A 23702-nucleotide genomic window follows, 5' to 3' on the forward strand; every position below is an offset into this window, starting at 1 on the left:
GAGAAGTTATGCGTATTATCTATCTGATTATTGGATTTCTGTCATTAGCTCTGGCTATTGTTGGAGTTGTCTTGCCCTTGTTGCCCACGACTCCTTTTCTTTTGTTGTCTATTGCTTGTTTTTCCAGAAGTTCCAAGCGTTTTGAAGATTGGCTTTATCATACCAAACTTTATCAGACTTACGTGGCGGACTTTCGTGAGACCAAGTCTATTGCGCGTGAACGTAAGAAAAAAATTATTGTATCGATTTATATCTTAATGGGAATTTCCATTTATTTCGCTCCGCTTTTGCCAGTAAAAATCGGTCTGGGATGTTTAACCATCTTTATCACCTACTATCTTTTCAAGGTGATTCCTGATAAAGAATAGCTTTAATAAGTAACGATTTTCCTTGATAAAAACAAAAACATATTCGAAATAATATGATATAATAAATTTAAAGTAATCTTCAAGGAGAATCAAATGATTTACGAATTTTGTGCTGAAAATGTAACCTTGCTTGAAAAGGCTATGCAGGCTGGAGCTCGCCGTATTGAGCTCTGTGATAATTTAGCTGTTGGTGGAACGACACCAAGTTATGGAGTAACTAAGGCAGCTGTTGAGCTGGCAACTAACTACGATACGACTATTATGACTATGATTCGTCCACGTGGTGGCGACTTTGTTTACAATGACCTCGAGATTTCTATTATGCTCGAGGATATTCGTCTAACTGCTCAGGCAGGTAGCCAAGGGGTCGTCTTCGGTGCTTTAACAGCAGATAAGAAATTGGATATGGCCAACCTTGAAAAGTTGATCGCTGCATCTAAAGATATGGAGATTGTCTTCCATATGGCTTTTGATGACTTAAGTGACCAAGATCAACTTGAAGCTATTGATTGGCTTAGTCAAGCTGGAGTGACACGTATCTTGACGAGAGCTGGTGTATCTGGAGATTCGTTAGAGAAACGATTTGCTCATTATCATAGAATTCTAGAACACGCTGCAGGAAAAATTGAAATTTTACCTGGTGGAGGGATTGACATGGATAACCGTCAAACCTTTATTGACCAACTGGGTGTGACACAATTACATGGAACTAAGGTCGTCTTTTAATAAATAGAAAGGAACTGCTAGCTTTTGGTAGTAGTTTTCGCTTATGTTTGAAATTTTTAAAGCTTATCAGTTTAATAGTAAAAAGGCTAAAGAGTATGGATTTGTAGAAAATCAAGGCGTATGGAACCATAGTTCGACTATCTTGCACGGAGATTTTCTCATGATGGTTACAGTTGAGGATGGAGACTTAAGTTTTCAAGTTTATGACCAAGAAACTGGCGATCTTTATCCTCAAGTTCATATGACCAGTATGAGAGGTACGTTTGTTGGAACTGTTCGAGAGGCTTGTTTAGAAGTTCTTTATGACATTCGAAAGGCCTGTTTTGACGTGCAGGGATTTCTCTGTCCTCAGACCAAGAGAATCATGGCACTCGTTCAAGAAAAGTATGGAAATCAATTGGAATATCTATGGGAGAAATCCCCTGATACAGCTGTTTTGCGCCATGAGGGCAATCAAAAGTGGTATGCTGTTTTGATGAAAATCTCTTGGGATAAGCTTGAAAAGGGCAGAGAAGGACTAGTGGAAGCAGTCAATCTCAAACATGATCAAGTATCTGATTTGTTGGTAAAAAAAGGGATTTATCCAGCCTTTCATATGAACAAGCGCTATTGGATAAGTGTGCCACTTGATGACAGTTTATCAGATGAAGAGCTGCTAGAATTGATCGAAAAAAGTTGGAACTTGACCTTGAAAAAGTAATTAGATTTACTTGATTTTTCAAATACTTTCAATTAGCAAAATATTCTTTACTGAAGAAATTTTCAGAAAATATTGGATTTTTTCTTGACATGTGTTTTTTCCTATGCTAAAATACTAAACAAGATATCAAACGAAGGAGAAAGTCAAACATGAAAACAGCTAAGTTTAATCAATTTGCTTTGTTGTTGAGGTACTCGGACTAGTGCAAAAGCATTAGTCCTGTTTGGCTTACCAAGCGGGAGTAAATCAACATCTCGCTTGGAACTCCGAGCGAGATGTTTTTTTAAAACCGAATTTAGAAAAGGGGAAATCTTATGAGAACAGTTGAATTTCTAGATACTAGCCTTCGAGATGGTGAGCAGACACCAGGTGTTAATTTTTCGATCAAGGAAAAGATTGCCATTGCAAGACAACTGGAAAAATGGGGAATTTCGGCAATTGAAGCTGGTTTTCCAGCAGCTAGTCCAGACTCATTTACTGCAGTTCAGGAAATCGCAAAAGTCTTGAAGAAAACAGCGGTGACTGGTTTAGCTCGCTCTGTTAAATCAGACATTGACGCTTGTTATGAAGCACTGAAGGAAGCTAAGTATCCACAAATCCATGTTTTTATCGCTACTAGTCCTATTCATCGTGAATTTAAGTTGAATAAAAGCAAAGAGGAAATATTGGAAGCTATTAAAGAGCATGTTTCCTATGCATGTAGTAAATTTGAAGTGGTAGAATTCTCTCCTGAAGATGCGACTAGAACTGAGCTGGATTTCCTCTTACAAGTCGTTCAAACAGCGGTAGACGCAGGTGCAACCTATATCAATATTCCTGACACGGTTGGTTTTACCACACCAGAGGAATATGGGAATATCTTCAAGTATCTGATTGATAATGTTAAAACCGACCGTCAGATTATCTATTCACCTCACTGTCACGATGACCTTGGAATGGCAGTTGCAAATAGCCTTGCTGCTGTTAAGAATGGTGCGGGGCGTGTTGAAGGAACCATTAACGGTATTGGAGAACGAGCTGGGAATGCTGCTTTAGAAGAAATAGCGGTGGCCCTCAATATTCGCCAAGATTATTACCAAGCAGAGACAAGTATCGTCCTAAATGAAACAATTAATACGTCCGAAATGGTCTCTCGCTTCTCAGGAATTCCAGTTCCAAAAAACAAGGCGGTTGTTGGAGGAAATGCCTTCTCTCACGAATCAGGTATTCACCAAGACGGTGTTCTTAAAAATCCTCTCACTTATGAAATCATTACACCTGAATTGGTTGGTGCCAAGAGCAATAGTCTTCCGCTTGGTAAATTGTCTGGTCGCCATGCCTTTGTTGAAAAACTGAGAGAGCTAGCCCTAGACTTTACAGACGAAGATATCAAGCCACTCTTTGCTAAGTTCAAGGCCTTGGCAGATAAAAAGCAAGAAATCACAGATGCTGATATTCGAGCTCTGGTAGCTGGTACCATGGTTGAAAATCCAGAAGGCTTCCACTTTGATGACTTGCAACTTCAAACCCATTCTGAAAATGATATTGAAGCGACAGTTAGATTAGCTAATTTTGATGGTGAGAAAGTTGAATTTAATGCGACAGGTCAAGGTTCTGTTGAAGCTATTTTCAACGCTATTGATAAATTCTTTAATCAATCTGTTCGCTTGGTATCCTATACGATTGATGCGGTAACTGATGGGATTGATGCCCAGGCACGTGTATTGGTAACTGTTGAAAACAGAGATACAGAGACTATCTTTAACGCAGCTGGACTTGATTTCGATGTGTTGAAGGCTTCGGCTATTGCCTACATTAATGCCAATACCTTTGTTCAAAAAGAGAATACTGGTGAGATGGGAACAACAGTTTCCTATCGCGACATGCCTACCGTATAAAGGAGAAAGCTATGACAAAGAAAATAGTGGCCCTAGCAGGTGATGGTATCGGCCCAGAAATCATGGAAGCTGGTTTAGAAGTTCTAGCATCTATATCTGAAAAAACAGGCTTTGACTACGAGATAGACAGACGACCTTTTGGAGGGGCTGGTATTGATGCTGCAGGACATCCCTTGCCAGACGAAACGCTCAAGGCTTCTAGAGAAGCGGATGCTATTCTACTCGCTGCAATCGGTAGTCCTCAGTATGATGATGCTCCAGTTCGACCCGAACAAGGGCTTCTGGCCCTTCGAAAGGAACTTAATCTCTATGCCAATATTCGTCCGGTTAAAATCTTTGAGAGTCTCAAGCATTTGTCACCTCTGAAGCCAGAACGAATAACTGGTGTTGACTTTGTAGTAGTACGTGAGTTGACAGGAGGAATTTACTTTGGTGATCATATTCTTGAAGAAAAAAAAGCGCGTGATATCAACGATTATAGTTATGAGGAAGTAGAACGAATTATTCGTAAGGCATTTGAAATTGCAAGAAGTCGGAGAAAAGTTGTTACCAGTATCGATAAGCAAAATGTTTTGGCAACATCAAAACTATGGCGGAGAGTTGCTGATGAAGTCGCAAAAGATTTTCCAGATGTAACTTTGGAACACCAGTTGGTCGACTCAGCTGCCATGCTCATGATTACAAATCCAGCTAAGTTTGATGTTATCGTGACAGAGAATCTTTTCGGAGATATCTTATCTGATGAATCAAGCGTTCTATCTGGTACACTCGGGGTTATGCCATCAGCCAGCCACTCTGAAGATGGTCCGAGTCTTTATGAACCGATTCACGGTTCAGCACCTGATATTGCTGGACAAGGCATTGCCAATCCTATTTCCATGATTTTATCAGTCGCTATGATGTTGCGAGATAGCTTTGGACGTTATGAGGATGCGCAGCGTATCGAACATGTTGTAGAAGAAACTTTAGCTGCTGGAATTTTAACAAGAGATATAGGAGGACAGGCTTCGACTAAGGAAATGACAGAAGCCATTATCGCAAGACTATGAAACTAAACGAAGGAATTACTTTTGCCCTCCTGATTTGGAATCTCATCATTTTCTTGATATATGGCATTGATAAATCTAAAGCCAAAAGAGGTGATTGGCGAATCCCAGAAAAATATTTATTATCATTTGCATTTTTTTGTGGTGGTTTTGGGGCCTGGTTGGCAGGACTCACTTTTCATCACAAGACTAGAAAATGGTATTTTAAAACAGTTTGGTTTCTAGGAATGGTGACCACGTTAGTAGCTTTATATTTTGTATGGAGGTAATGAATGGCAGGAAAATCAATTATTGATAAATTATGGGACCTCCATGTGATCACAGGAGAAGAGGGACAACCTCAGCTTATGTATGTGGATCAACACTATATTCACGAGGTGACCAGTCCTCAGGCTTTTCAAGGATTGCGAGACGCAGGACGCAGATTGAGACGACCAGACTTGACATTTGGGACCTTTGACCACAATGTACCGACAGTTAATATCTACGATATTCGAGATGTGATATCCAAGGCTCAAATTGATAAGTTGGCAGAAAATGTTGAGGAATTCGGGATTGAACATGCGGCCCATGGTTCTGAAAAACAGGGCATCGTTCACATGGTTGGTCCAGAAACAGGACGAACACAACCAGGAAAATTCATCGTCTGTGGTGATAGCCATACAGCAACCCATGGAGCCTTTGGAGCGATTGCATTTGGAATTGGAACTAGTGAGGTTGAACATGTCTTTGCAACTCAAACCATTTGGCAGGTCAAACCCAAGAAAATGTTGGTGGAATTCACAGGAGTTCCTCAAAAAGGAGTCTATTCCAAGGATTTCATTTTAGCCTTGATTGCTAAGTACGGTGTTGCTTGTGGTGTTGGCTACGTGGTGGAGTATCGAGGTCAGGCTATTGATGCTTTGAGCATGGAAGAGCGAATGACCATCTGCAATATGTCTATCGAGTTTGGATCCAAGATGGGAATTATGAATCCAGACCAAACCACCTATGACTATCTTAAGGGGCGCGAGTGTGTTCCAAAGGATTTTGACGCAGCAGTTGCTGACTGGAAAAGGCTGGTTAGTGATAACGATGCCGTCTATGACAAGGTTATCCGTATGGATGTTTCAGAATTGGCTCCTATGGTGACCTGGGGCACCAATCCAGCTATGGGTGTTGACTTTGATAGTAGCTTCCCAGAAATAAAGGATATGAATGATGAACGTGCTTATCATTACATGGATTTACAACCAGGTCAGAAACCAGCAGATATCCAACTAGGCTATGTCTTTATTGGTTCTTGTACCAATGCTCGACTTAGCGATTTGCAACTGGCAGCGCGATTTGTCGAAGGGAAGAAAATTGCTCCCAACCTGACAGCAATCGTGGTACCTGGTTCTCGACCAGTCAAGCGAGCTGCTGAAAAGTTGGGCTTGGATAAGGTTTTCCAAGATGCAGGCTTTGAGTGGAGAGACCCAGGTTGCTCCATGTGCCTAGGAATGAATCCTGACAAGGTACCAGATGGTGTTCACTGCGCCTCAACTAGCAATCGTAACTTTGAAGATAGACAGGGATTTGGAGCGAAGACCCATCTTTGTAGTCCAGCAATGGCAGCTGCGGCAGCTATCGAGGGACGTTTCGTAGATGTTCGGAAAATGCCTGAAGCCCAGTAAGGAGAGGATATGGAAAAATTTACAGTTTATACAGGAACAACGGTTCCTCTTATGAATGATAATATTGATACCGACCAAATCCTACCCAAGCAGTTTCTCAAGTTAATTGATAAGAAAGGATTTGGTAAGTACCTCATGTATGCTTGGCGTTATCTGGATGATCGGTATACTGAGGACCCAGACTTTGTCTTTAACCGACCTGAATATCGCAAGGCGACTATCCTCATCTCAGGGGATAACTTTGGGGCTGGATCTTCTAGAGAGCACGCAGCATGGGCACTAGCAGACTACGGTTTTAAGGTCGTGATTGCAGGATCTTTTGGAGATATTCATTACAATAATGAACTCAATAATGGTATGTTGCCTATTATTCAACCTAGGGAAGTTAGAGAAAAACTCGCCCAGCTCCAACCAACTGACCAAGTGACGGTTGACTTGGAACAACAAAAAATCATCTCACCTATTGGAGAATTCTCCTTTGAAATCGATAGCGAATGGAAACACAAGCTCTTAAATGGTTTGGATGATATCGGTATTACCTTGCAGTATGAAGACTTGATTGCTGCATATGAAAAACAACGCCCAGCCTATTGGCAGGATTAGAATAAATATAGAAAAGGAAATAGAACTATGACAAAACACATTCAATGGAACGGAACACTTTCACAAGAAGGCTATGAAATCTTAAAAGGTGAGGGCGGATGTATCGTTTGCCCTACAAAAGTTGGTTACATCATCATGACTAGCGACAAGGCAGGACTTGAGCGCAAGTTTGAAGCCAAAGAACGTAATCGTAATAAACCAGGAGTAGTTCTCTGTGGTAGCATGGATGAGCTTCGCGCTTTAGCGCAGCTAAATCCTGAAATCGAAGCCTTCTATCAAAAACATTGGGATGAAGACATTCTTCTTGGTTGTATCCTTCCATGGAAACCAGAAGCCTTTGAAAAATTGAAAGCTTACGGTGATGGTCGTGAAGAACTCATGACCGATGTGCGTGGAACTAGCTGTTTTGTTATCAAGTTTGGGAAAGCTGGTGAACAATTAGCTGCCAAACTTTGGGAAGAAGGCAAAATGGTATATGCTTCATCTGCAAACCCTTCAGGAAAAGGAAATCGAGGTAAGATTGAAGGAATCGGTGAACGTATCGAAGGAGCAGTGGATCTTGTTATTGAAGCAGACGACTATGTTGCATCTATCCAGCCAGATAAAACAGTTGAAACACGCTATGAACAGGGCGTGATGGTGTCTATGGTCGATAAAGACGGCAAACTCATTCCAGAACAAGGTGGAGCACGTTCAACTTCTCCGGCACCAGTTGTGATTCGTAAAGGGCTTGACATTGATAAAATCATGATGCACCTGTCAGATACCTTTAACTCATGGGATTATCGTCAAGGTGAGTATTATTAAAATAAGAAATAAGTCTAGTGTTAAGAGGTGAGAAAGCCTCTACGCTGGGCTTTTTTTAATCTTCAAAAACATTTTATAGAAGGTATCATTAAGGCAGTGAAATTTCAGACATAAGGTATCTAAATGTCTACTTATTATCTAAATCAAGAATTATAAACACGAACATTATTTGTTTTCGGTCATTACAATTGACAAAACACGGACATTATTGTAAACTTGTTAGAGTAATTGTCTGGAAAAGACGAGGCTATTCCTAACTTTAGGAAGGTCTAAACAAGAGAAATGAGAGAAATATGTTAAACGAATTTCCGATCTTTGACTATGAAGATATTCAGCTAATCCCTAACAAGTGTGTTCTTAAAAGTCGTGCAGAGGCTGACACGCAGGTAACTTTAGGGAAGCATACCTTTAAATTACCAGTTGTTCCTTCCAATATGCAAACAATCCTAGATGAAAATGTTGCTGAACAACTTGCTAAGGGTGGATATTTCTATATTATGCATCGTTTTGATGAAGAAGGACGCATTCCTTTTGTCAAACGTATGCACGATCAGGGCTTGATTGCTTCAATCTCGGTAGGTGTTAAAGACTACGAGTATGATTTTGTGAGTCAATTAAAGGCTGATGCACCAGAGTACATCACCATTGATATTGCTCATGGTCATGCAGACAGCGTGATTTCAATGATTCAGCACATCAAGAAAGAATTACCTGATACTTTTGTCATCGCTGGTAATGTTGGTACTCCAGAAGCCGTGCGTGAACTTGAAAATGCTGGTGCAGATGCTACTAAGGTCGGAATCGGTCCAGGTAAGGTATGTATTACTAAGGTAAAAACTGGTTTTGGTACTGGTGGTTGGCAGTTAGCAGCCCTTCGCTGGTGTGCTAAAGCTGCGCGTAAACCGATTATTGCCGATGGTGGTATCCGTACACATGGTGATATTGCCAAGTCAATCCGCTTTGGTGCGAGCATGGTCATGATTGGTTCACTGTTTGCAGGGCATATCGAAAGTCCTGGTAAAACAGTTGAAGTTGATGGTAAACAATTTAAAGAATACTATGGTTCAGCCTCAGAATACCAAAAAGGTGCTTATAAGAATGTCGAAGGTAAGAAAATTCTTCTTCCTGCCAAAGGACATTTGCAAGATACCTTAACAGAGATGGAACAAGATTTGCAAAGTTCGATTTCTTATGCTGGAGGTCGAAAGGTAGCTGATCTTCGTCACGTTGACTATGTCATTGTGAAAAACTCTATCTGGAATGGTGACGCTCACTAATATTACTATTACTTATTTATGCCACGAATTGGCGTGGCGTTTCTACAAGGTACCGTAAATACCTAACAATGAGTAAGCTGCAGAGATAAAAGGATAGGTGTTAAATCTATTTCTTTGTTTCCTAGAGGCTTACTTGGTAAGTCTCTTTTTATTTCGGAGGTTATTGTGAAATTATTAGAAGAACGAATTTTAAAGGACGGAAACGTCCTTGGTGAGAATATTCTTAAGGTGGATTCCTTCTTGACCCACCAAGTTGATTATTCCTTGATGCGCGAGGTTGGTCGTACCTTTGCAGAGCATTTTAAAAATGCTGGTATTACCAAAGTCGTGACCATTGAAGCGTCAGGAATTGCCCCAGCCCTTTATGTGGCTGAACAGTTAGATGTACCTATGATTTTTGCTAAGAAGGCAAAAAATATTACGATGAATGAAGGAATTTTGACTGCTGAGGTTTATTCTTTCACTAAACAAGTAACTAGTACCGTATCTATTGCAGGTAAGTTCTTATCTCCTCAAGATAAAGTATTGATTATTGATGATTTTTTGGCTAATGGTCAAGCAGCTAAAGGTTTGATTCAGATCATTGAACAGGCTGGTGCTACAGTTGAAGCTATCGGAATTGTGATTGAAAAATCCTTCCAAGATGGTCGTGAACTGCTAGAAAAATCAGGTCATCAAGTAGTATCACTCGCGCGATTAGAGCGTTTTGAAAATGGAAAAGTTATCTTTAAGGAGGCAGATATCTAATGAAACAACAGGAAAACCACTCACAGGCAGCCGTTCTTGGTTTGCAACACTTGCTAGCCATGTACTCAGGTTCAATCCTGGTACCAATCATGATTGCAAGTGCTTTAGGGTATTCAGCTCAACAGTTGACCTATCTTATCTCAACAGATATCTTTATGTGTGGGGTTGCAACTCTCTTACAATTGCAACTCAATAAACATTTTGGTGTTGGTTTGCCTATTGTTCTTGGGGTAGCCTTCCAGTCTGTTGCTCCTCTTATCATGATCGGTCAGAGTCATGGTAGTGGTGCTATGTTTGGAGCTTTGATTGCTTCAGGGATTTATGTTATCCTGATTTCTGGTATCTTCTCTAAGGTTGCCAATCTTTTCCCTGCTATCGTAACCGGTTCTGTTATCACAACTATCGGATTGACCTTGATTCCAGTTGCCATCGGAAATATGGGAAATAACGTTGAAAAACCTACTGGACAAAGTTTAGCTTTGGCAATGATTACAGTTCTCATTATTCTTTTGGTTAATATCTTTACCAAAGGATTTATCAAATCTATTTCCATTTTGATCGGTTTGATTGCAGGTACCATTATTGCTGCTACTATGGGCTTGGTTGACTTCTCTCCAGTAGCAGAAGCTCCACTAGTTCATATCCCAACTCCATTCTACTTCGGTGCTCCACAATTTGAGATTTCTTCTATTGTAATGATGTGTATCATCGCTACTGTATCTATGGTAGAATCAACTGGTGTTTATCTTGCCCTTTCTGATATTACTAAAGATCCAATCGATAGCACTCGTCTCCGCAATGGTTATCGCGCTGAAGGTCTTGCTGTCTTACTTGGTGGACTTTTCAATACCTTCCCTTATACAGGATTTTCACAAAACGTAGGCTTGGTGAAACTTTCAGGTATTCGTACTCGTTTGCCAATCTATTACGCAGCTGGTTTCCTTATCTTGCTCGGTCTCTTGCCTAAGTTTGGTGCCTTGGCTCAGATTATTCCTAGCCCTGTTCTTGGTGGAGCAATGCTCGTCATGTTCGGTTTCGTGTCTCTCCAAGGGATGCAAATCTTGGCGCGTGTAGACTTCGAACACAATGAACACAACTTCCTCATTGCAGCGGTTTCTATCTCTGCTGGGGTGGGATTAAACGGAAGCAATCTCTTTAATACTTTACCGACTGAATTACAAATGTTCTTCTCAAATGGTATTGTCATTGCAAGTACAGTAGCCATCGTCTTGAATGCTATTTTGAATCGTAAAAAATAAAAATAAATGAGAAGCGATAGAAATATCCTTCTCATTTTCTTTTTTAGAGCTTGAGTATTGTTTATAGAGTCCTTTTTATGGTAAAATGGTTCTATGAATGAAAGAATGAAAGAGCTCGTTGAACTGCTCAATCGCTATGCGACAGAGTATTATACAAGTGATAATCCATCTGTATCTGATAGTGAGTATGACCGTCTTTATCGTGAATTGGTAGAGTTAGAAAAAGCTCATCCTGACCAAGTTTTACCAGAAAGTCCGACACATCGTGTTGGTGGAAAGATTCTTGATGGGTTTGAGAAATATAGTCATCAGTATCCTCTTTATAGTTTGCAGGATGCTTTTTCACGTGAAGAACTCGACGCTTTTGATGCGCGTGTTCGTAAAGAATTGGATAATGTCACTTATATTTGTGAGTTGAAGATTGATGGTTTATCGATTTCCTTGACTTATGAGCAGGGAATTTTTGTTACTGGGGCAACTCGTGGTGATGGTTCCATCGGGGAAAACATCACTGAAAATCTTAAACGAGTGAAAGACATTCCTTTATCATTACCAGAAAAATTAGATATTACAGTTCGTGGTGAATGTTATATGCCGAGAGCTTCTTTTGACCAGGTCAATCAATCTCGTCAAGAAAATGGGGAGCCGGAATTTGCCAATCCGCGAAATGCTGCTGCAGGAACCCTTCGTCAGTTAGATACGTCAGTAGTCTCAAAACGAAATTTGGCGACTTTCCTTTACCAAGAAGCTAGTCCTTCAACTCGGGATAGTCAAGAGAAGGTTTTGAAACATTTGGAACAATTAGGCTTTGTGGTTAATCAAAGACGTCTATTAGCTCATAGTATGGATGAGGTTTGGGCGTTTATTCAAGAAATTGGTCAAGAAAGAGATAGGTTGCCTTATGATATCGATGGAGTTGTGATTAAGGTCAATGATCTAGCTGGTCAGGAGCAACTAGGATTTACAGTCAAAGCACCTAAGTGGGCAGTCGCTTATAAATTCCCAGCAGAAGAAAAAGAAGCGAAACTTCTTTCTGTTGACTGGACTGTTGGCCGTACAGGAGTTGTGACTCCGACTGCTAATCTTACTCCAGTACAACTTGCAGGTACAACTGTAAGTCGTGCAACCCTTCATAATGTCGACTATATCGCTGAAAAGGATATTCGTAAGGATGATACTGTCATTGTGTACAAAGCAGGTGATATCATTCCTGCTGTTCTACGAGTGGTAGAATCCAAGCGAGTGTCAGAGGAAAGACTAGATATTCCAACAAACTGTCCAAGTTGTGACAGTAATCTTTTGCATTTTGAAGATGAGGTTGCCCTTCGTTGTATCAATCCACGTTGTTCTGCTCAGATCAAGGAAGGCTTGACGCACTTCGCATCGCGTGATGCCATGAATATCTCTGGCCTTGGTCCATCGATCGTTGAGAAACTATTTGCTGCCGATTTGGTTAAGGATGTTGCAGATATTTATCATTTGACTGTGGAAGATTTGCTCTTGCTAGATGGTATTAAGGAAAAATCTGCTCAAAAGCTCTACCAGGCTATTCAAGCATCCAAAGAAAATTCTGCTGAAAAACTTTTGTTTGGTTTGGGGATTCGTCATGTAGGAAGTAAGGCAAGTCAGTTGCTTTTACAAAACTTCCACTCAATCGAATCGCTAGCACAAGCCAATCCTGAAGAAATTGCAAGTATCGAAAGTCTGGGAAGTGTCATTGCCCAAAGCCTTCAGACCTATTTTGCTACAGAGGGTTCTGAAATCCTTTTAAGGGAATTGAAAGAATCAGGTGTTAATCTAGACTACATAGGACAGACAGTTGCAGCAAATGCAGCCTTGTCTGGTCTAACTGTCGTATTGACAGGAAAGCTAGAGCGTTTGAATCGCTCAGAAGCTAAAAATAAATTAGAAAGTCTAGGAGCCAAGGTTACTGGTAGTGTGTCGAAAAAAACAGACCTTGTTGTAGCAGGAGCAGATGCAGGAAGCAAGCTCCAAAAAGCACAAGAACTGGGAATAGAGATTCGTGATGAAGCTTGGCTTGAGAGTTTGTAAGCTATGAAAGAAGTAAAAAAACGCGCACGTCTCATTTATAATCCGACCTCAGGCCAGGAAATTATCAAGCAAAATATCGCAGAAGTTCTAGAAGTGTTAGAGAGCATAGGCTATGAAACAAGTGCTTTTCAGACCAAAACTGAACACTTATCAGCCCAGAAAGAAGCAGAAAGAGCTGCAAAAGCTGGATTTGATTTGGTTTTGGTAGCTGGTGGCGATGGTACTATCAATGAAGTGGTTAATGGAATTGCACCTCTGGAACATCGTCCAAAGATAGCCATCATTCCTACTGGAACTACCAATGACTATGCAAGAGCATTGAAAATACCTATGGGAGATCCAGTTGCTGCAGCGAAAATCATTGCTAAAAATGAAACCAAGCAAATTGATATTGGTCGTGCTTATGGTGATAAGTATTTCATCAATATTGCTGCGGCAGGAACTCTTACGGAGTTAACTTTTAGCGTTCCGAGTGAACTAAAGACGCGTTTGGGTTATCTGGCCTACGTTGCTAAAGGCTTCGAGATGTTTCCAAAATCCAAAGCCCGTCCTGTTCGTATTTACCATGATTGGGGAATTTTTACAGGAGAAGTTTCTCTTGTCTTTGTTGCCTTGACCAATTCTATTGGTGGATTTGAGCAATTTGCACCTGATACCAAACTGGATGACGGCAATTTCACGCTTATTCTAGTAAAGACGGATAAAATACTAGATATGTTGAGTCTGCTAGTTCAGGCCATGAACGGAGGCCAACACGTTTCAGATATCAATGTTGAATACCTTAAAACGAGTAAACTCCGAATTGAAACTTTGGATCATGAAGAGCCTTTTATGCTCAATCTTGATGGAGAATACGGTGGCGACACGCCAGTAGATTTGGAGGTGTGCCATAATCACATTGAATTTTTTGTGAATCGTGAGGCACTTGATCAATAAATTATTAGTCACATATAAAATCAAATTTATTTAGAAATTAGGGAGAACCATGTACAATTATCTTGTACTTATTCATTATCATCGTAAAGATGAAGCTTACGAGGCTTGCAGTTTCAGCATAAAGCCTCTAGATTCAGCAGAACTTATCAAAGAAGAAGAATATTTTGGAGCAAAATTCTCACTGACTCAATCGAGTGAAGTAGCTCTTGAGACCATGACTTTTACTGTTGAAAAAGATGGTGTCAGCAAAGAATATCCTATTCGCTTCAATTATTATCCACTTTTGACAGAGGTTTGGATTTTGGATGGAGATGATACAGTTTATTATTCTGAAAATCCAGCTATTGCAAGTACTCATTATAAAGACCAAAATCCTTTTGCCTTCGACAAGGCAATCAATAGCGCTAGTTTTGACCACCACTGGGGTTATCAAGGAGAGTTGGGATGTCAAGTTTCTGAAACTGAAACAAGATTTAGCCTATGGGCACCAACCGCTACATCTGTCCAAGTAGTAGTCTATGAATCTGCAAGTAACGACGCACCTATCCTTAAAACCTTTGAAATGGAGCGAGGAAATAGTTACTCCTATAGTCACAAGTATAATACAATTGGTGTTTGGAGTTTATCAGTTCCAGAAAGCTTAGCAGGTTGTGCTTACCACTACCAAATTGACTTTCCTCATCACCTGTCATTAACTCGTGATCCATATACAATAGCGACAAGTCCTGATGGAAAACGTTCAGCCATTGTCTCAAACCAAGATCGTCAGGTCGAAGGTTTTGAGGTTAAGCATGGTACAGAAGCAACTTGGCGTTTGGAAAATCCTTGCCAAGCAGTCATTTATGAAATGCACATCCGTGATCTGACTAAGTCTGAAACATCTGGTGTTGCGCCAGAATTAAGAGGAACCTTCTTAGGTGCTGCGCAAACTGGAACAGTTAACCAATATGGTCAGTCGACTGCGTTTGACTATATCAAAGAACTTGGTGTCAATTATGTTCAGCTGCAACCAATTGCTGACCGTCATAAAGAATACGACGCTGATGGAAATGTAACTTATAACTGGGGATATGATCCACAAAACTACAATGCTCCAGAAACTAGCATGTCTACAAACCCAAACGATCCAGGTCAAGCTATCCGTGATTTGAAAGCCATGGTCCAAGCTTATCACGATGCTGGTATAGGTGTTATTATGGATGTTGTTTACAATCATACCTTCTCAACGGTGGATGCGCCATTCCAAACAACGGTTCCCGATTATTATTATCGAATGAACCATGACGGAACCTATCAAAATGGAACAGGAGTCGGTAACGAAACTGCCAGTGAGCATGAAATGTTCCGTAAATATATGATTGATTCTCTTCTCTACTGGGTAAAAGAATTCAATATTGACGGTTTCCGCTTTGACTTGATGGGAATCCATGATGTCAAAACTATGCAGATGATTCGTTGGGCTATGGACGAAGTCGATCCTAAAATCATCCTTTATGGAGAAGGATGGGATATGGGAACTGGTCTTGCTCCTTATGATAAGGCTAAGAAAGATAATGCCTATCAATTGCCAAACATTGGATTCTTTAATGATAATCAACGTGATGCGGTCAAAGGTTGTGAAGTCTATGGCTCTATCAAATCTGGTTTCGTCAGTGGTGCTGGAACTGAACCGATCGTCGCAAAGGCTATCCTTGGAAGCCGAGAGCTGGGTTCTTACCTTAGCCCCAATCAGGTTCTTAACTATGTAGAAGCCCACGATAACTACAATTTGCATGATTTGCTTAAAACCCTTCATCCAACGGAGAGTGAAAAACGTATCATGAAGAAAGTAGAAACAGCGACAGCCATGAACCTTCTCATGCAAGGGATGGCCTTCATGGAGTTGGGGCAAGAGTTTGGCCGTACCAAGCTTGTAGCTACAGGAGAAAATGGTGAGTTGACTCACGCAGAGCGTGAGAGAGCTATGAATAGTTACAATGCTCCTGATAGCGTCAACCAAGTCAACTGGGATTTGATCAATGAGCGTCAAGATAGTATCGAGTTTGTTCGTCAGATTATCCGACTTAAAACACAAAACAGTGCCTTTTCATACCCTACCTATGAAGAAGTCTACCGTCATGTCTTTGTACACACGGCCATTGAAAATAGTGGTTGGATTGTTTATGAGATTCATGGTGGCGAAGAGCACTTCTTGGTTGTATTCAATGCTAAAGGGGCTTCCTATTACTATGAAAATGCAGGAAACCTAGAAATGTTGGTAACCAATAGCCGTTCTAACCAAGAAAATGCCATTGACGATGTCAGTGTGGCAGTTATGAATGTTTTATCGTAAGTCTTAGATTGAAGATTGACACAATGAAGTGTAGGGCAAAACTATTTTGCAGAGTCCAATAAATGAACAAAAGTATTTCAAAGACTCATTTCTACTAAAATGTGAGGTCGGGATTTTTTATCTCGGCCTATACTTCTAGAAAGTTTATCTTGGAGACGATAGAAAAAGCAGAAGTTTCATTACAAATTGAATTAAAATTATAAAAGTTCATTAGTTTTAGTGGGAGATACCTATGGATATCAATACAATTACGCTGGAAACATTTATCACATTAAATGAATCGGAGAAAGTTCAGTGTCTTAAAGACATTAAGCATAACTTCCAATTCGAGAAAGTAATAGAAATTCTTTTAGAGCTTGGCTTAGAAAATTTAAGTGGACTAGTCCTTAGTGAACTAGCCAAAGTCTATAATAATTGGAGTCAATTCGAAGAAGCCAAAAGAGTTTTAGAGATGGTCTCTGAAGAAGATAGGGATGCTATTTGGTATTATCGAAATAGTTTTACCCATTGGCGTTTATCTAGTGATCCGAACAAGGACTTTGAAACTGAAGCTAATCAGGCTCTAGATTTATTAGAAAATGCTATCAAAAATGCTGATTCCTCAACAAATCCAGTCATTGAATGGTGTATTGAGTTGGTTAAAGTAGGTTCTCTAAAGGAAGTTTTTGAAGGCAAGCCAACAGAATATCCCCTGCTTCAGAAATACTATTTTGAAGATGCTAATGAAACTAATCAAGAAATGAAAACTGCACAGAATAAGAAATTATACAAGAATATTAAGATAGAAGATGTTCAAAATGCAGAAGACTCTTGGGATATTATTGAACCAGTATACGAAACTGTTAACATCTATAACACCTATAAAGACTATCTCGATTCTGCAAAAATCTTTACTTTAGAACAAAGATACCTTCTGGCAATTATCTGGTATTTTATCGAAGTAAACAATGGAGGTCACTATCAATTTTTCGATAATTCGACAGGGATTGTCTGGAAAGATACTTTAAAGGGCTTCGAACTATTTGGAATGAAGGAGCATGCTGCTAATTTCAAAAATCTCCTTGCATACTTTGGTGGAACTATCTCCTTTGTTAGAGAAGAAAGATCGGAGCTGCTAGCACAGATGGAAGAAGAGTATGGCGATGATTTTTATGAGAAATTGGATGAAGCAGATAATTTTGTCTATGATTATGATGGAAATGAGAATGAGCTAAGTTTTATCAAAAAATATCCAGAGAAATTCATTTTTCATGGAAGTGCAGATAAATCGTAAAGAATAGTAAATAAAGAAAGAGCAGATTGGAAGATCTGCTCTATTTTTTGGGAGAAATCCCTTGTTTCTGAATAGTTGCAATCTAAATTGAATGTTATAAACTCAATATTTACGGATTTTCAATGTATTTTTCAAAAATATAAGGCTAAAAATTGCTTAAATCCGAATATTTTGTTACTATTATATAAAAATGTAAGAAAATGAAAAGAGGCGAAGATAAATTGGAAAATTAAAATGATTTTCCCAGGACGCATCAGAGAATTATTTTCAGATTTTCAAAATAATTTTTAAAAATATAGTAATTTACTTGAAACTTCTCTTAAAAGGTAGTATAATAAAAATAAGAAAACGCTTTCAATTAAAAGGGGGATTCAATGGATAAATTTGAGGCTTTAAGAACTTTTACTAGTGGCGAAAATTTCCATCTTCAACACTATTTAGGAGCGCATCGTGAAGAAAGAGACGGTGAGTATGGCTATACATTCCGTGTCTGGGCGCCAAATGCGCAAGCTGTCCATCTAGTTGGTGATTTTACTAACTGGGTTGAAAATCAAATCCCCATGGTTCGTAATGAATCTGGAGTTTGGGAAGTTTTTACAACTTTAGCTCAAGAAGGACATATTTATAAATATCATATTACTCGTGCTAATGGTCATCAGCTTATGAAGATTGATCCCTTGGCAGTACGTTATGAAGCACGTCCGGGAACAGGAGCAGTTTTAACAGAAATTCCTGAAAAAAAATGGAAGGACGGGCTCTGGTTAGCTCGTAGAAAACGTTGGGGATTTTTTGAGAGACCGGTCAACATTTATGAGGCGCATGCAGGATCTTGGAAGAGAAATCCTGATGGAACACCTTATAGCTTTGCTCAACTCAAAGAAGAGCTCATTCCTTATCTCGTTGAGATGAACTATACTCATATCGAGTTTATGCCTTTGATGGCTCACCCTCTCGGTTTGAGTTGGGGTTATCAGCTCATGGGTTACTTCGCTTTAGAGCATGCCTATGGTCGTCCTGAAGAGTTTCAAGACTTCGTTGAGGAATGTCATATCAACAATATCGGAGTAATTGTGGACTGGGTACCTGGACACTTTACAATAAATGACGACGCTTTGGCATACTACGACGGTACACCAACTTTTGAATACCAAGATCATAATAAGGCTAACAACTACGGTTGGGGAGCACTCAACTTTGACTTAGGGAAAAACGAAGTGCAATCCTTCTTGATTTCTAGTATTAAGTTCTGGATTGATTTCTATCACCTAGATGGTATTCGTGTAGATGCTGTAAGTAATATTCTCTATCTAGATTATGACAATGCTCCATGGACACCAAATAAAGACGGTGGCAATCTCAACTATGAAGGCTATTATTTCCTACAACGTTTGAACGACGTTATTAAACTAGCTCATCCGGATGTTATGATGATTGCAGAGGAGTCTTCTTCAGGTACCAAGATTACTGGCATGAAGGAAATGGGTGGACTTGGATTTGACTACAAGTGGAACATGGGTTGGATGAATGATATCCTACGTTTCTACGAAGAAGATCCAATTTACCGTAAGTATGACTTTAATCTTGTGACTTTCAGCTTCATGTATGTCTTTAATGAAAATTATCTCCTACCATTCTCACATGATGAGGTTGTCCACGGTAAGAAGAGTATGATGCATAAGATGTGGGGTGATCGTTACAATCAGTTCGCTGGTTTGAGAAACTTATACACCTATCAAATTTGTCACCCTGGTAAGAAATTACTCTTCATGGGTAGCGAATTTGGTCAATTCTTAGAGTGGAAATCAGAAGAGCAATTGGAGTGGTCTAACCTAGAAGATCCGATGAATGCCAAGATGAAATACTTTACATCACAGTTGAATCAACTTTATAAAGACCACCGTTGTCTTTGGGAAATTGATACAAGTTACGATGGTATTGAAATCATTGATGCGGATAATAGAGATCAGAGTGTTCTTTCATTTATCCGTAAGGGCAAGAAAGGCGAGATGCTAGTCTGTATCTTCAATATGGCACCAGTTGAACGTCCTGATTTTACAATTGGTCTTCCAGTTGCAGGCATTTATGAAGAAATTTGGAATACAGAGTTAGAACAATGGGGTGGTGTGTGGAAAGAGCATAACCAAACAGTTCAAACTCAAGAAGGATTGTGGAAGGATTATGAGCAGACTTTGACATTTACATTGCCAGCTATGGGAGCAAGTATTTGGAAAATCAAACGTCGCATCAAACCTACTAAAAAAGTCGCTAATAAAACTCAAAAAGGAGTATAAAATGAAGAATGAAATGCTAGCTTTAATCCTTGCTGGTGGGCAAGGAACTCGTCTCGGTAAACTCACTCAAAGCATTGCTAAACCTGCCGTGCAATTTGGTGGGCGCTACCGTATCATTGACTTTGCTCTTTCTAACTGTGCCAACTCTGGTATCCATAATGTTGGGGTTATTACACAGTATCAACCACTAGCTCTCAACAGCCACATTGGTAATGGTTCTAGTTGGGGTCTAGACGGTATTGACACAGGTGTTTCTATTCTTCAACCCTACTCTGCAAGTGAAGGAAACCGTTGGTTTGAAGGTACAAGTCATGCCATTTACCAAAATATCGACTATATCGACAGCATCAATCCTGAGTATGTTTTGATCCTTTCAGGTGACCATATCTACAAGATGGACTATGATGATATGCTCCAATCACACAAGGATAACAATGCCAGCTTGACAGTTGCTGTCTTAGATGTGCCACTTAAAGAAGCTAGCCGTTTTGGTATCATGAATACAGATGCTAATAATCGTATTGTTGAGTTTGAAGAAAAACCAGCTGAACCAAAATCAACTAAGGCATCAATGGGGATTTATATCTTTGACTGGAAACGACTTCGCAATATGCTAGTTGCAGCTGAGAAGGCCAACCTAGACATGTCAGACTTCGGTAAAAATGTTATTCCAAACTATCTTGAAACTGGTGAAAGTGTCTATGCTTATGAATTCAATGGATACTGGAAGGACGTTGGTACTATCGAATCTCTTTGGGAAGCAAATATGGAATACATCTCTCCAGAGAATGCTCTAGATAGTCGTAACCGTCAATGGAAAATTTATTCTCGTAACCTTATCGCTCCACCAAACTTTATTGGAGAACATGCTCATGTAGAAGACTCTCTTGTAGTGGATGGCTGTTACGTAAATGGTACAGTAAAACACTCTATCCTTTCTACAGCTGCTCAAGTTCGTAAGGGAGCAGAAGTTGTTGATTCTGTCATCATGAGTGGAGCAGTTATCGGTAGAGGAGCTAAAATTACACGTGCAATCATCGGTGAAGGAGCAGTCATTGCCGATGGTGTAGAAATTGATGGTACAGAAGAAGTACAAGTAGTCGGATATAATGAAGTAGTGGGGGTAGCAACAGATGAAGATTGATAAATATTCAGCGATTTTAGGAAATACCGTTGGTTTCCATGATATGTCAACCTTGACAAGTAACCGTCCAGTGGCAACTTTACCATTTGGAGGAAAGTATCGTTTGATTGACTTCCCACTCTCAAGTTTAGCAAATGCTGGTGTTCGTAGTGTCTTTGGAATCTTCCAACAAGATAATATCAGCTCAGTTTTCGACCACATTCGTTCAGGTCGTGAGTGGGGCTTGAATACACTACTTAGTCACTACTATTTAGGTATTTACAATACACGTGTAGAAAGTAGCACAGTCGGTAAAGAGTATTATCAACAACTCTTGACTTATTTAAAACGTTCTGGATCTAACCAAACTGTTTCCTTGAACTGTGATGTTTTGGTAAATATTGATCTTGCTCAGGTTTTCCATTTGCATAATACAACAAAATCACCAATTACAGTTGTTTATAAGAAATTGCCTAAGAAGGTCATTTCAGAAGTAAATGCAATCCTTGATATTGATGAAACTGACCACGTACTTTCACACAAACTCTTTGATAAAAAATCAAACCAAGATTTTTACAACATGTCAACAGATATCTTCGTTGTAGATACTCAATGGTTGATTAAGCGTTTGGAAGAAGAAGCCCAAAAAGAATATCCAGAAAAATTACGGTATGTTCTTCGCGATTTGGCAGCCAAAGAAGGTGCTTTTGCATATGAATACACAGGATACCTAGCCAATATTCATTCAGTAGAAACATATTACCAAGCTAATTTAGATATGCTTGATCAGCATAAATTCTACTCTTTGTTCTCGCCAAATCAAAAGATTCATACTAAAGTTAAAAACGAAGAACCTACCTACTATGCACCTGGTTCTAAAGTAAACACATCTCAATTTGCTTCTGGTAGTATCATTGAGGGTGAAGTGGATAAATCTGTTATTTCGCGTAATGTTCGTATCAATAAAGACAGCTTGGTTAAAGAATCTCTTATCTTCCCTCGCGTTGTCGTTGGAAAAGGTGCACAAGTTGAGTATGCAATTGTTGATAAGGGTGCTGAAATAGCTGAGGGAGTTGTCGTTCGAGGTACAGCAGAAAACCCTGTTATCATCAAAAAAGGCGAAAAAGTAACAGAGGATGTCCTTTCATGAAAATTTTATTTGTAGCAGCAGAGGGAGCTCCCTTTTCAAAAACAGGTGGATTGGGAGACGTTATCGGAGCACTTCCAAAATCATTAGTAAAAGCTGGGCATGAAGTTGCTGTTATCTTACCCTACTATGACATGGTTGAAGCCAAGTTTGGTGATCAGATTGAAGATGTCCTTCAATTTGAAGTCTATGTTGGTTGGCGCAGACAATTTTGTGGAATTAAGAAAACTGTTTTAAACGGTGTTACTTTCTACTTCATCGACAATCATTATTATTTCTTCCGTGGACATGTTTATGGAGATTTCGATGATGGTGAACGTTTTGCCTTCTTCCAACTTGCTGCGCTTGAAGCTATGGAGCGTATCGGATTTATCCCTGATGTCCTCCACGCTCATGACTACCATACAGCAATGATTCCTTTCTTGTTGAAGGAAAAGTACAGATGGATTCAAGCCTACCAAGGAATCAAGACTGTTTTGACCATTCATAACTTGGAATTTCAGGGTCAATTCTCTGAAAGTATGCTTTGGGACTTGTTCAGGGTTGGATTTGAGCGCTACGCTGATGGAACAGTTCGTTGGAATGATTGTCTTAACTGGATGAAGGCTGGTATTCTCTATGCAGACCGTGTATCAACCGTGTCACCTAGCTATGCTTATGAGATCATGACTACGGAGTTTGGTTGCGGTATTGATCAGATTCTTCGTATGGAATCTGGTAAGGTTTCTGGTATTGTAAACGGAATTGATACTGATCTATACAACCCAGAGACGGATGCTTTACTTGAGTATCATTTTAATAAAACTGATTTGTCAGGAAAAGCACAAAATAAAGCGAAACTTCAAGAAAGAGTTGGTCTTCCAGTACGTCCTGATGTGCCAATGATTGGTATCGTGTCACGTTTGACTCGTCAGAAGGGCTTTGATGTGGTGGTTGAAAGCCTGCATCGTATGCTTCAAGAGGATATTCAAATCGTTCTCTTGGGAACTGGAGATCCAGGATTTGAGCAAGCCTTCTCTTGGTTTAGTCAAGTATTCCCAGAAAAACTTTCTGCAAATATTACTTTTGATGTAAAATTAGCTCAAGAAATTTATGCAGCATGTGATATTTTCCTCATGCCAAGTCGCTTTGAACCGTGTGGACTTTCACAAATGATGGCCATGAGATATGGGACCCTTCCTTTGGTAAATGAGGTAGGTGGTCTTAGAGATACTGTTCAAGCCTTTAATCCAATTGATGGAACAGGTACAGGCTTTAGCTTTAATAACCTAACTCCATACTGGCTCAACTGGGCTTTGCAAACAGCTCTGGATGTTTATCACAACCATCCTGATGTTTGGAAGAACATGCAAGTTCAAGCTATGGAATGTGATTTCTCTTGGGATACAGCCTGCAAGTCATATCTTGATTTGTATCATAGCTTAGCAAACTAAATAGTTAAAATCGTATGATACCTTCATACGATTTTTTGAGATTCTGAAAG

20 protein-coding genes and 1 riboswitch are annotated in these 23702 nt (G+C 39.7%); all 20 genes read left to right on the plus strand.

What is annotated here, in order from left to right:
• Window positions 1–8: 8 nt before the first annotated feature.
• The 20 genes from HMPREF2795_RS07250 to glgA all read left to right on the plus strand — a co-directional run bounded on the left by HMPREF2795_RS07250 (window position 9) and on the right by glgA (window position 23652).
• Entirely contained in the window at window positions 9–368 is a 360-nt protein-coding gene (locus HMPREF2795_RS07250) for a YbaN family protein (protein ID WP_045763427.1), read from the plus strand.
• A gap of 93 nt (window positions 369–461) precedes the next feature.
• Window positions 462–1094, plus strand: a complete 633-nt coding sequence (locus HMPREF2795_RS07255; protein ID WP_000638817.1) for a copper homeostasis protein CutC — start codon at window positions 462–464, stop codon at window positions 1092–1094.
• Between the two features lie 43 nt (window positions 1095–1137).
• Window positions 1138–1794: an MmcQ/YjbR family DNA-binding protein gene (locus HMPREF2795_RS07260; protein WP_000461554.1), complete on the plus strand. Its 657-nt coding sequence runs from the start codon at window positions 1138–1140 to the stop codon at window positions 1792–1794.
• 314 nt (window positions 1795–2108) lie between these two features.
• Window positions 2109–3671 carry a 2-isopropylmalate synthase gene (locus HMPREF2795_RS07265; protein WP_001261090.1) on the plus strand — a complete coding sequence of 521 codons (1563 nt, stop codon included), beginning with the start codon at window positions 2109–2111 and terminating at the stop codon, window positions 3669–3671.
• Between the two features lie 11 nt (window positions 3672–3682).
• Entirely contained in the window at window positions 3683–4720 is a 1038-nt protein-coding gene (gene leuB / locus HMPREF2795_RS07270; protein WP_000162517.1) for a 3-isopropylmalate dehydrogenase, read from the plus strand.
• Window positions 4717–4986: a DUF1294 domain-containing protein gene (locus tag HMPREF2795_RS07275; RefSeq protein WP_000772900.1), complete on the plus strand. Its 270-nt coding sequence runs from the start codon at window positions 4717–4719 to the stop codon at window positions 4984–4986. The genes leuB and HMPREF2795_RS07275 overlap by 4 nt, the downstream gene beginning before the upstream one ends.
• 3 nt (window positions 4987–4989) lie before the next feature.
• Window positions 4990–6372, plus strand: coding sequence for a 3-isopropylmalate dehydratase large subunit (gene leuC / locus HMPREF2795_RS07280; protein WP_000907589.1), 1383 nt, complete (start codon window positions 4990–4992; stop codon window positions 6370–6372).
• 9 nt (window positions 6373–6381) lie between these two features.
• Window positions 6382–6975, plus strand: a complete 594-nt coding sequence (gene leuD / locus HMPREF2795_RS07285) for a 3-isopropylmalate dehydratase small subunit (RefSeq protein WP_000410647.1) — start codon at window positions 6382–6384, stop codon at window positions 6973–6975.
• 27 nt (window positions 6976–7002) lie between these two features.
• Window positions 7003–7782, plus strand: a complete 780-nt coding sequence (locus tag HMPREF2795_RS07290) for an L-threonylcarbamoyladenylate synthase (protein WP_000160518.1) — start codon at window positions 7003–7005, stop codon at window positions 7780–7782.
• Window positions 7783–8075: 293 nt separating this feature from the next.
• Entirely contained in the window at window positions 8076–9059 is a 984-nt protein-coding gene (gene guaC, locus HMPREF2795_RS07295) for a GMP reductase (protein WP_000931194.1), read from the plus strand.
• Window positions 9052–9148, plus strand: a riboswitch (purine riboswitch). It overlaps the preceding gene by 8 nt.
• A 76-nt stretch (window positions 9149–9224) precedes the next feature.
• On the plus strand, window positions 9225–9806 hold the full coding sequence (locus HMPREF2795_RS07300) for a xanthine phosphoribosyltransferase (RefSeq protein ID WP_000770426.1): 582 nt from the start codon (window positions 9225–9227) through the stop codon (window positions 9804–9806).
• Window positions 9806–11065, plus strand: a complete 1260-nt coding sequence (locus HMPREF2795_RS07305; RefSeq protein ID WP_000813114.1) for a nucleobase:cation symporter-2 family protein — start codon at window positions 9806–9808, stop codon at window positions 11063–11065. Before HMPREF2795_RS07300 ends, HMPREF2795_RS07305 begins: the two co-directional genes overlap by 1 nt.
• Window positions 11066–11158: 93 nt before the next feature.
• On the plus strand, window positions 11159–13117 hold the full coding sequence (gene ligA / locus HMPREF2795_RS07310) for an NAD-dependent DNA ligase LigA (RefSeq protein WP_049509039.1): 1959 nt from the start codon (window positions 11159–11161) through the stop codon (window positions 13115–13117).
• A gap of 3 nt (window positions 13118–13120) precedes the next feature.
• On the plus strand, window positions 13121–14053 hold the full coding sequence (locus HMPREF2795_RS07315) for a diacylglycerol kinase family lipid kinase (protein WP_049509040.1): 933 nt from the start codon (window positions 13121–13123) through the stop codon (window positions 14051–14053).
• A 49-nt stretch (window positions 14054–14102) separates the two neighbouring features.
• Complete coding sequence (pulA, locus tag HMPREF2795_RS07320; RefSeq protein ID WP_075228552.1) at window positions 14103–16385, plus strand: type I pullulanase; 2283 nt, start codon at window positions 14103–14105, stop codon at window positions 16383–16385.
• A 232-nt stretch (window positions 16386–16617) separates the two neighbouring features.
• On the plus strand, window positions 16618–17658 hold the full coding sequence (locus tag HMPREF2795_RS07325; RefSeq protein ID WP_049509042.1) for a DMP19 family protein: 1041 nt from the start codon (window positions 16618–16620) through the stop codon (window positions 17656–17658).
• A 374-nt stretch (window positions 17659–18032) separates the two neighbouring features.
• Window positions 18033–19949 (plus strand): 1,4-alpha-glucan branching protein GlgB, encoded by a 1917-nt coding sequence (gene glgB, locus HMPREF2795_RS07330; RefSeq protein WP_075228553.1) that lies wholly within the window; start codon window positions 18033–18035, stop codon window positions 19947–19949.
• A 1-nt stretch (window position 19950) separates the two neighbouring features.
• Entirely contained in the window at window positions 19951–21093 is a 1143-nt protein-coding gene (locus tag HMPREF2795_RS07335) for a glucose-1-phosphate adenylyltransferase (RefSeq protein WP_006151163.1), read from the plus strand.
• The gene (gene glgD / locus HMPREF2795_RS07340) at window positions 21083–22222 is read left to right on the plus strand and encodes a glucose-1-phosphate adenylyltransferase subunit GlgD (RefSeq protein WP_075228554.1); all 1140 of its coding nucleotides are present in this window, start codon (window positions 21083–21085) and stop codon (window positions 22220–22222) included. Before HMPREF2795_RS07335 ends, glgD begins: the two co-directional genes overlap by 11 nt.
• Window positions 22219–23652, plus strand: a complete 1434-nt coding sequence (gene glgA / locus HMPREF2795_RS07345) for a glycogen synthase GlgA (RefSeq protein ID WP_075228555.1) — start codon at window positions 22219–22221, stop codon at window positions 23650–23652. Before glgD ends, glgA begins: the two co-directional genes overlap by 4 nt.
• Window positions 23653–23702 lie beyond the last annotated feature (50 nt).

The organism is Streptococcus sp. HMSC056C01, assembly GCF_001811305.1.
GTDB lineage: Bacteria > Bacillota > Bacilli > Lactobacillales > Streptococcaceae > Streptococcus.

Coding starts and splice junctions, on each gene's coding strand:
- leuD (WP_000410647.1), top strand. CDS start 6,382: ATGGAAAAATTTACAGTTTATACAGGAACAACGGTTCCTCTTATGAAT.
- glgD (WP_075228554.1), top strand. CDS start 21,083: ATGAAGATTGATAAATATTCAGCGATTTTAGGAAATACCGTTGGTTTC.
- ligA (WP_049509039.1), top strand. CDS start 11,159: ATGAATGAAAGAATGAAAGAGCTCGTTGAACTGCTCAATCGCTATGCG.
- HMPREF2795_RS07275 (WP_000772900.1), top strand. CDS start 4,717: ATGAAACTAAACGAAGGAATTACTTTTGCCCTCCTGATTTGGAATCTC.
- guaC (WP_000931194.1), top strand. CDS start 8,076: ATGTTAAACGAATTTCCGATCTTTGACTATGAAGATATTCAGCTAATC.
- HMPREF2795_RS07265 (WP_001261090.1), top strand. CDS start 2,109: ATGAGAACAGTTGAATTTCTAGATACTAGCCTTCGAGATGGTGAGCAG.
- HMPREF2795_RS07315 (WP_049509040.1), top strand. CDS start 13,121: ATGAAAGAAGTAAAAAAACGCGCACGTCTCATTTATAATCCGACCTCA.
- HMPREF2795_RS07305 (WP_000813114.1), top strand. CDS start 9,806: ATGAAACAACAGGAAAACCACTCACAGGCAGCCGTTCTTGGTTTGCAA.
- leuC (WP_000907589.1), top strand. CDS start 4,990: ATGGCAGGAAAATCAATTATTGATAAATTATGGGACCTCCATGTGATC.
- HMPREF2795_RS07255 (WP_000638817.1), top strand. CDS start 462: ATGATTTACGAATTTTGTGCTGAAAATGTAACCTTGCTTGAAAAGGCT.
- glgA (WP_075228555.1), top strand. CDS start 22,219: ATGAAAATTTTATTTGTAGCAGCAGAGGGAGCTCCCTTTTCAAAAACA.
- HMPREF2795_RS07250 (WP_045763427.1), top strand. CDS start 9: ATGCGTATTATCTATCTGATTATTGGATTTCTGTCATTAGCTCTGGCT.
- HMPREF2795_RS07260 (WP_000461554.1), top strand. CDS start 1,138: ATGTTTGAAATTTTTAAAGCTTATCAGTTTAATAGTAAAAAGGCTAAA.
- pulA (WP_075228552.1), top strand. CDS start 14,103: ATGTACAATTATCTTGTACTTATTCATTATCATCGTAAAGATGAAGCT.
- leuB (WP_000162517.1), top strand. CDS start 3,683: ATGACAAAGAAAATAGTGGCCCTAGCAGGTGATGGTATCGGCCCAGAA.
- HMPREF2795_RS07325 (WP_049509042.1), top strand. CDS start 16,618: ATGGATATCAATACAATTACGCTGGAAACATTTATCACATTAAATGAA.
- HMPREF2795_RS07290 (WP_000160518.1), top strand. CDS start 7,003: ATGACAAAACACATTCAATGGAACGGAACACTTTCACAAGAAGGCTAT.
- glgB (WP_075228553.1), top strand. CDS start 18,033: ATGGATAAATTTGAGGCTTTAAGAACTTTTACTAGTGGCGAAAATTTC.
- HMPREF2795_RS07335 (WP_006151163.1), top strand. CDS start 19,951: ATGAAGAATGAAATGCTAGCTTTAATCCTTGCTGGTGGGCAAGGAACT.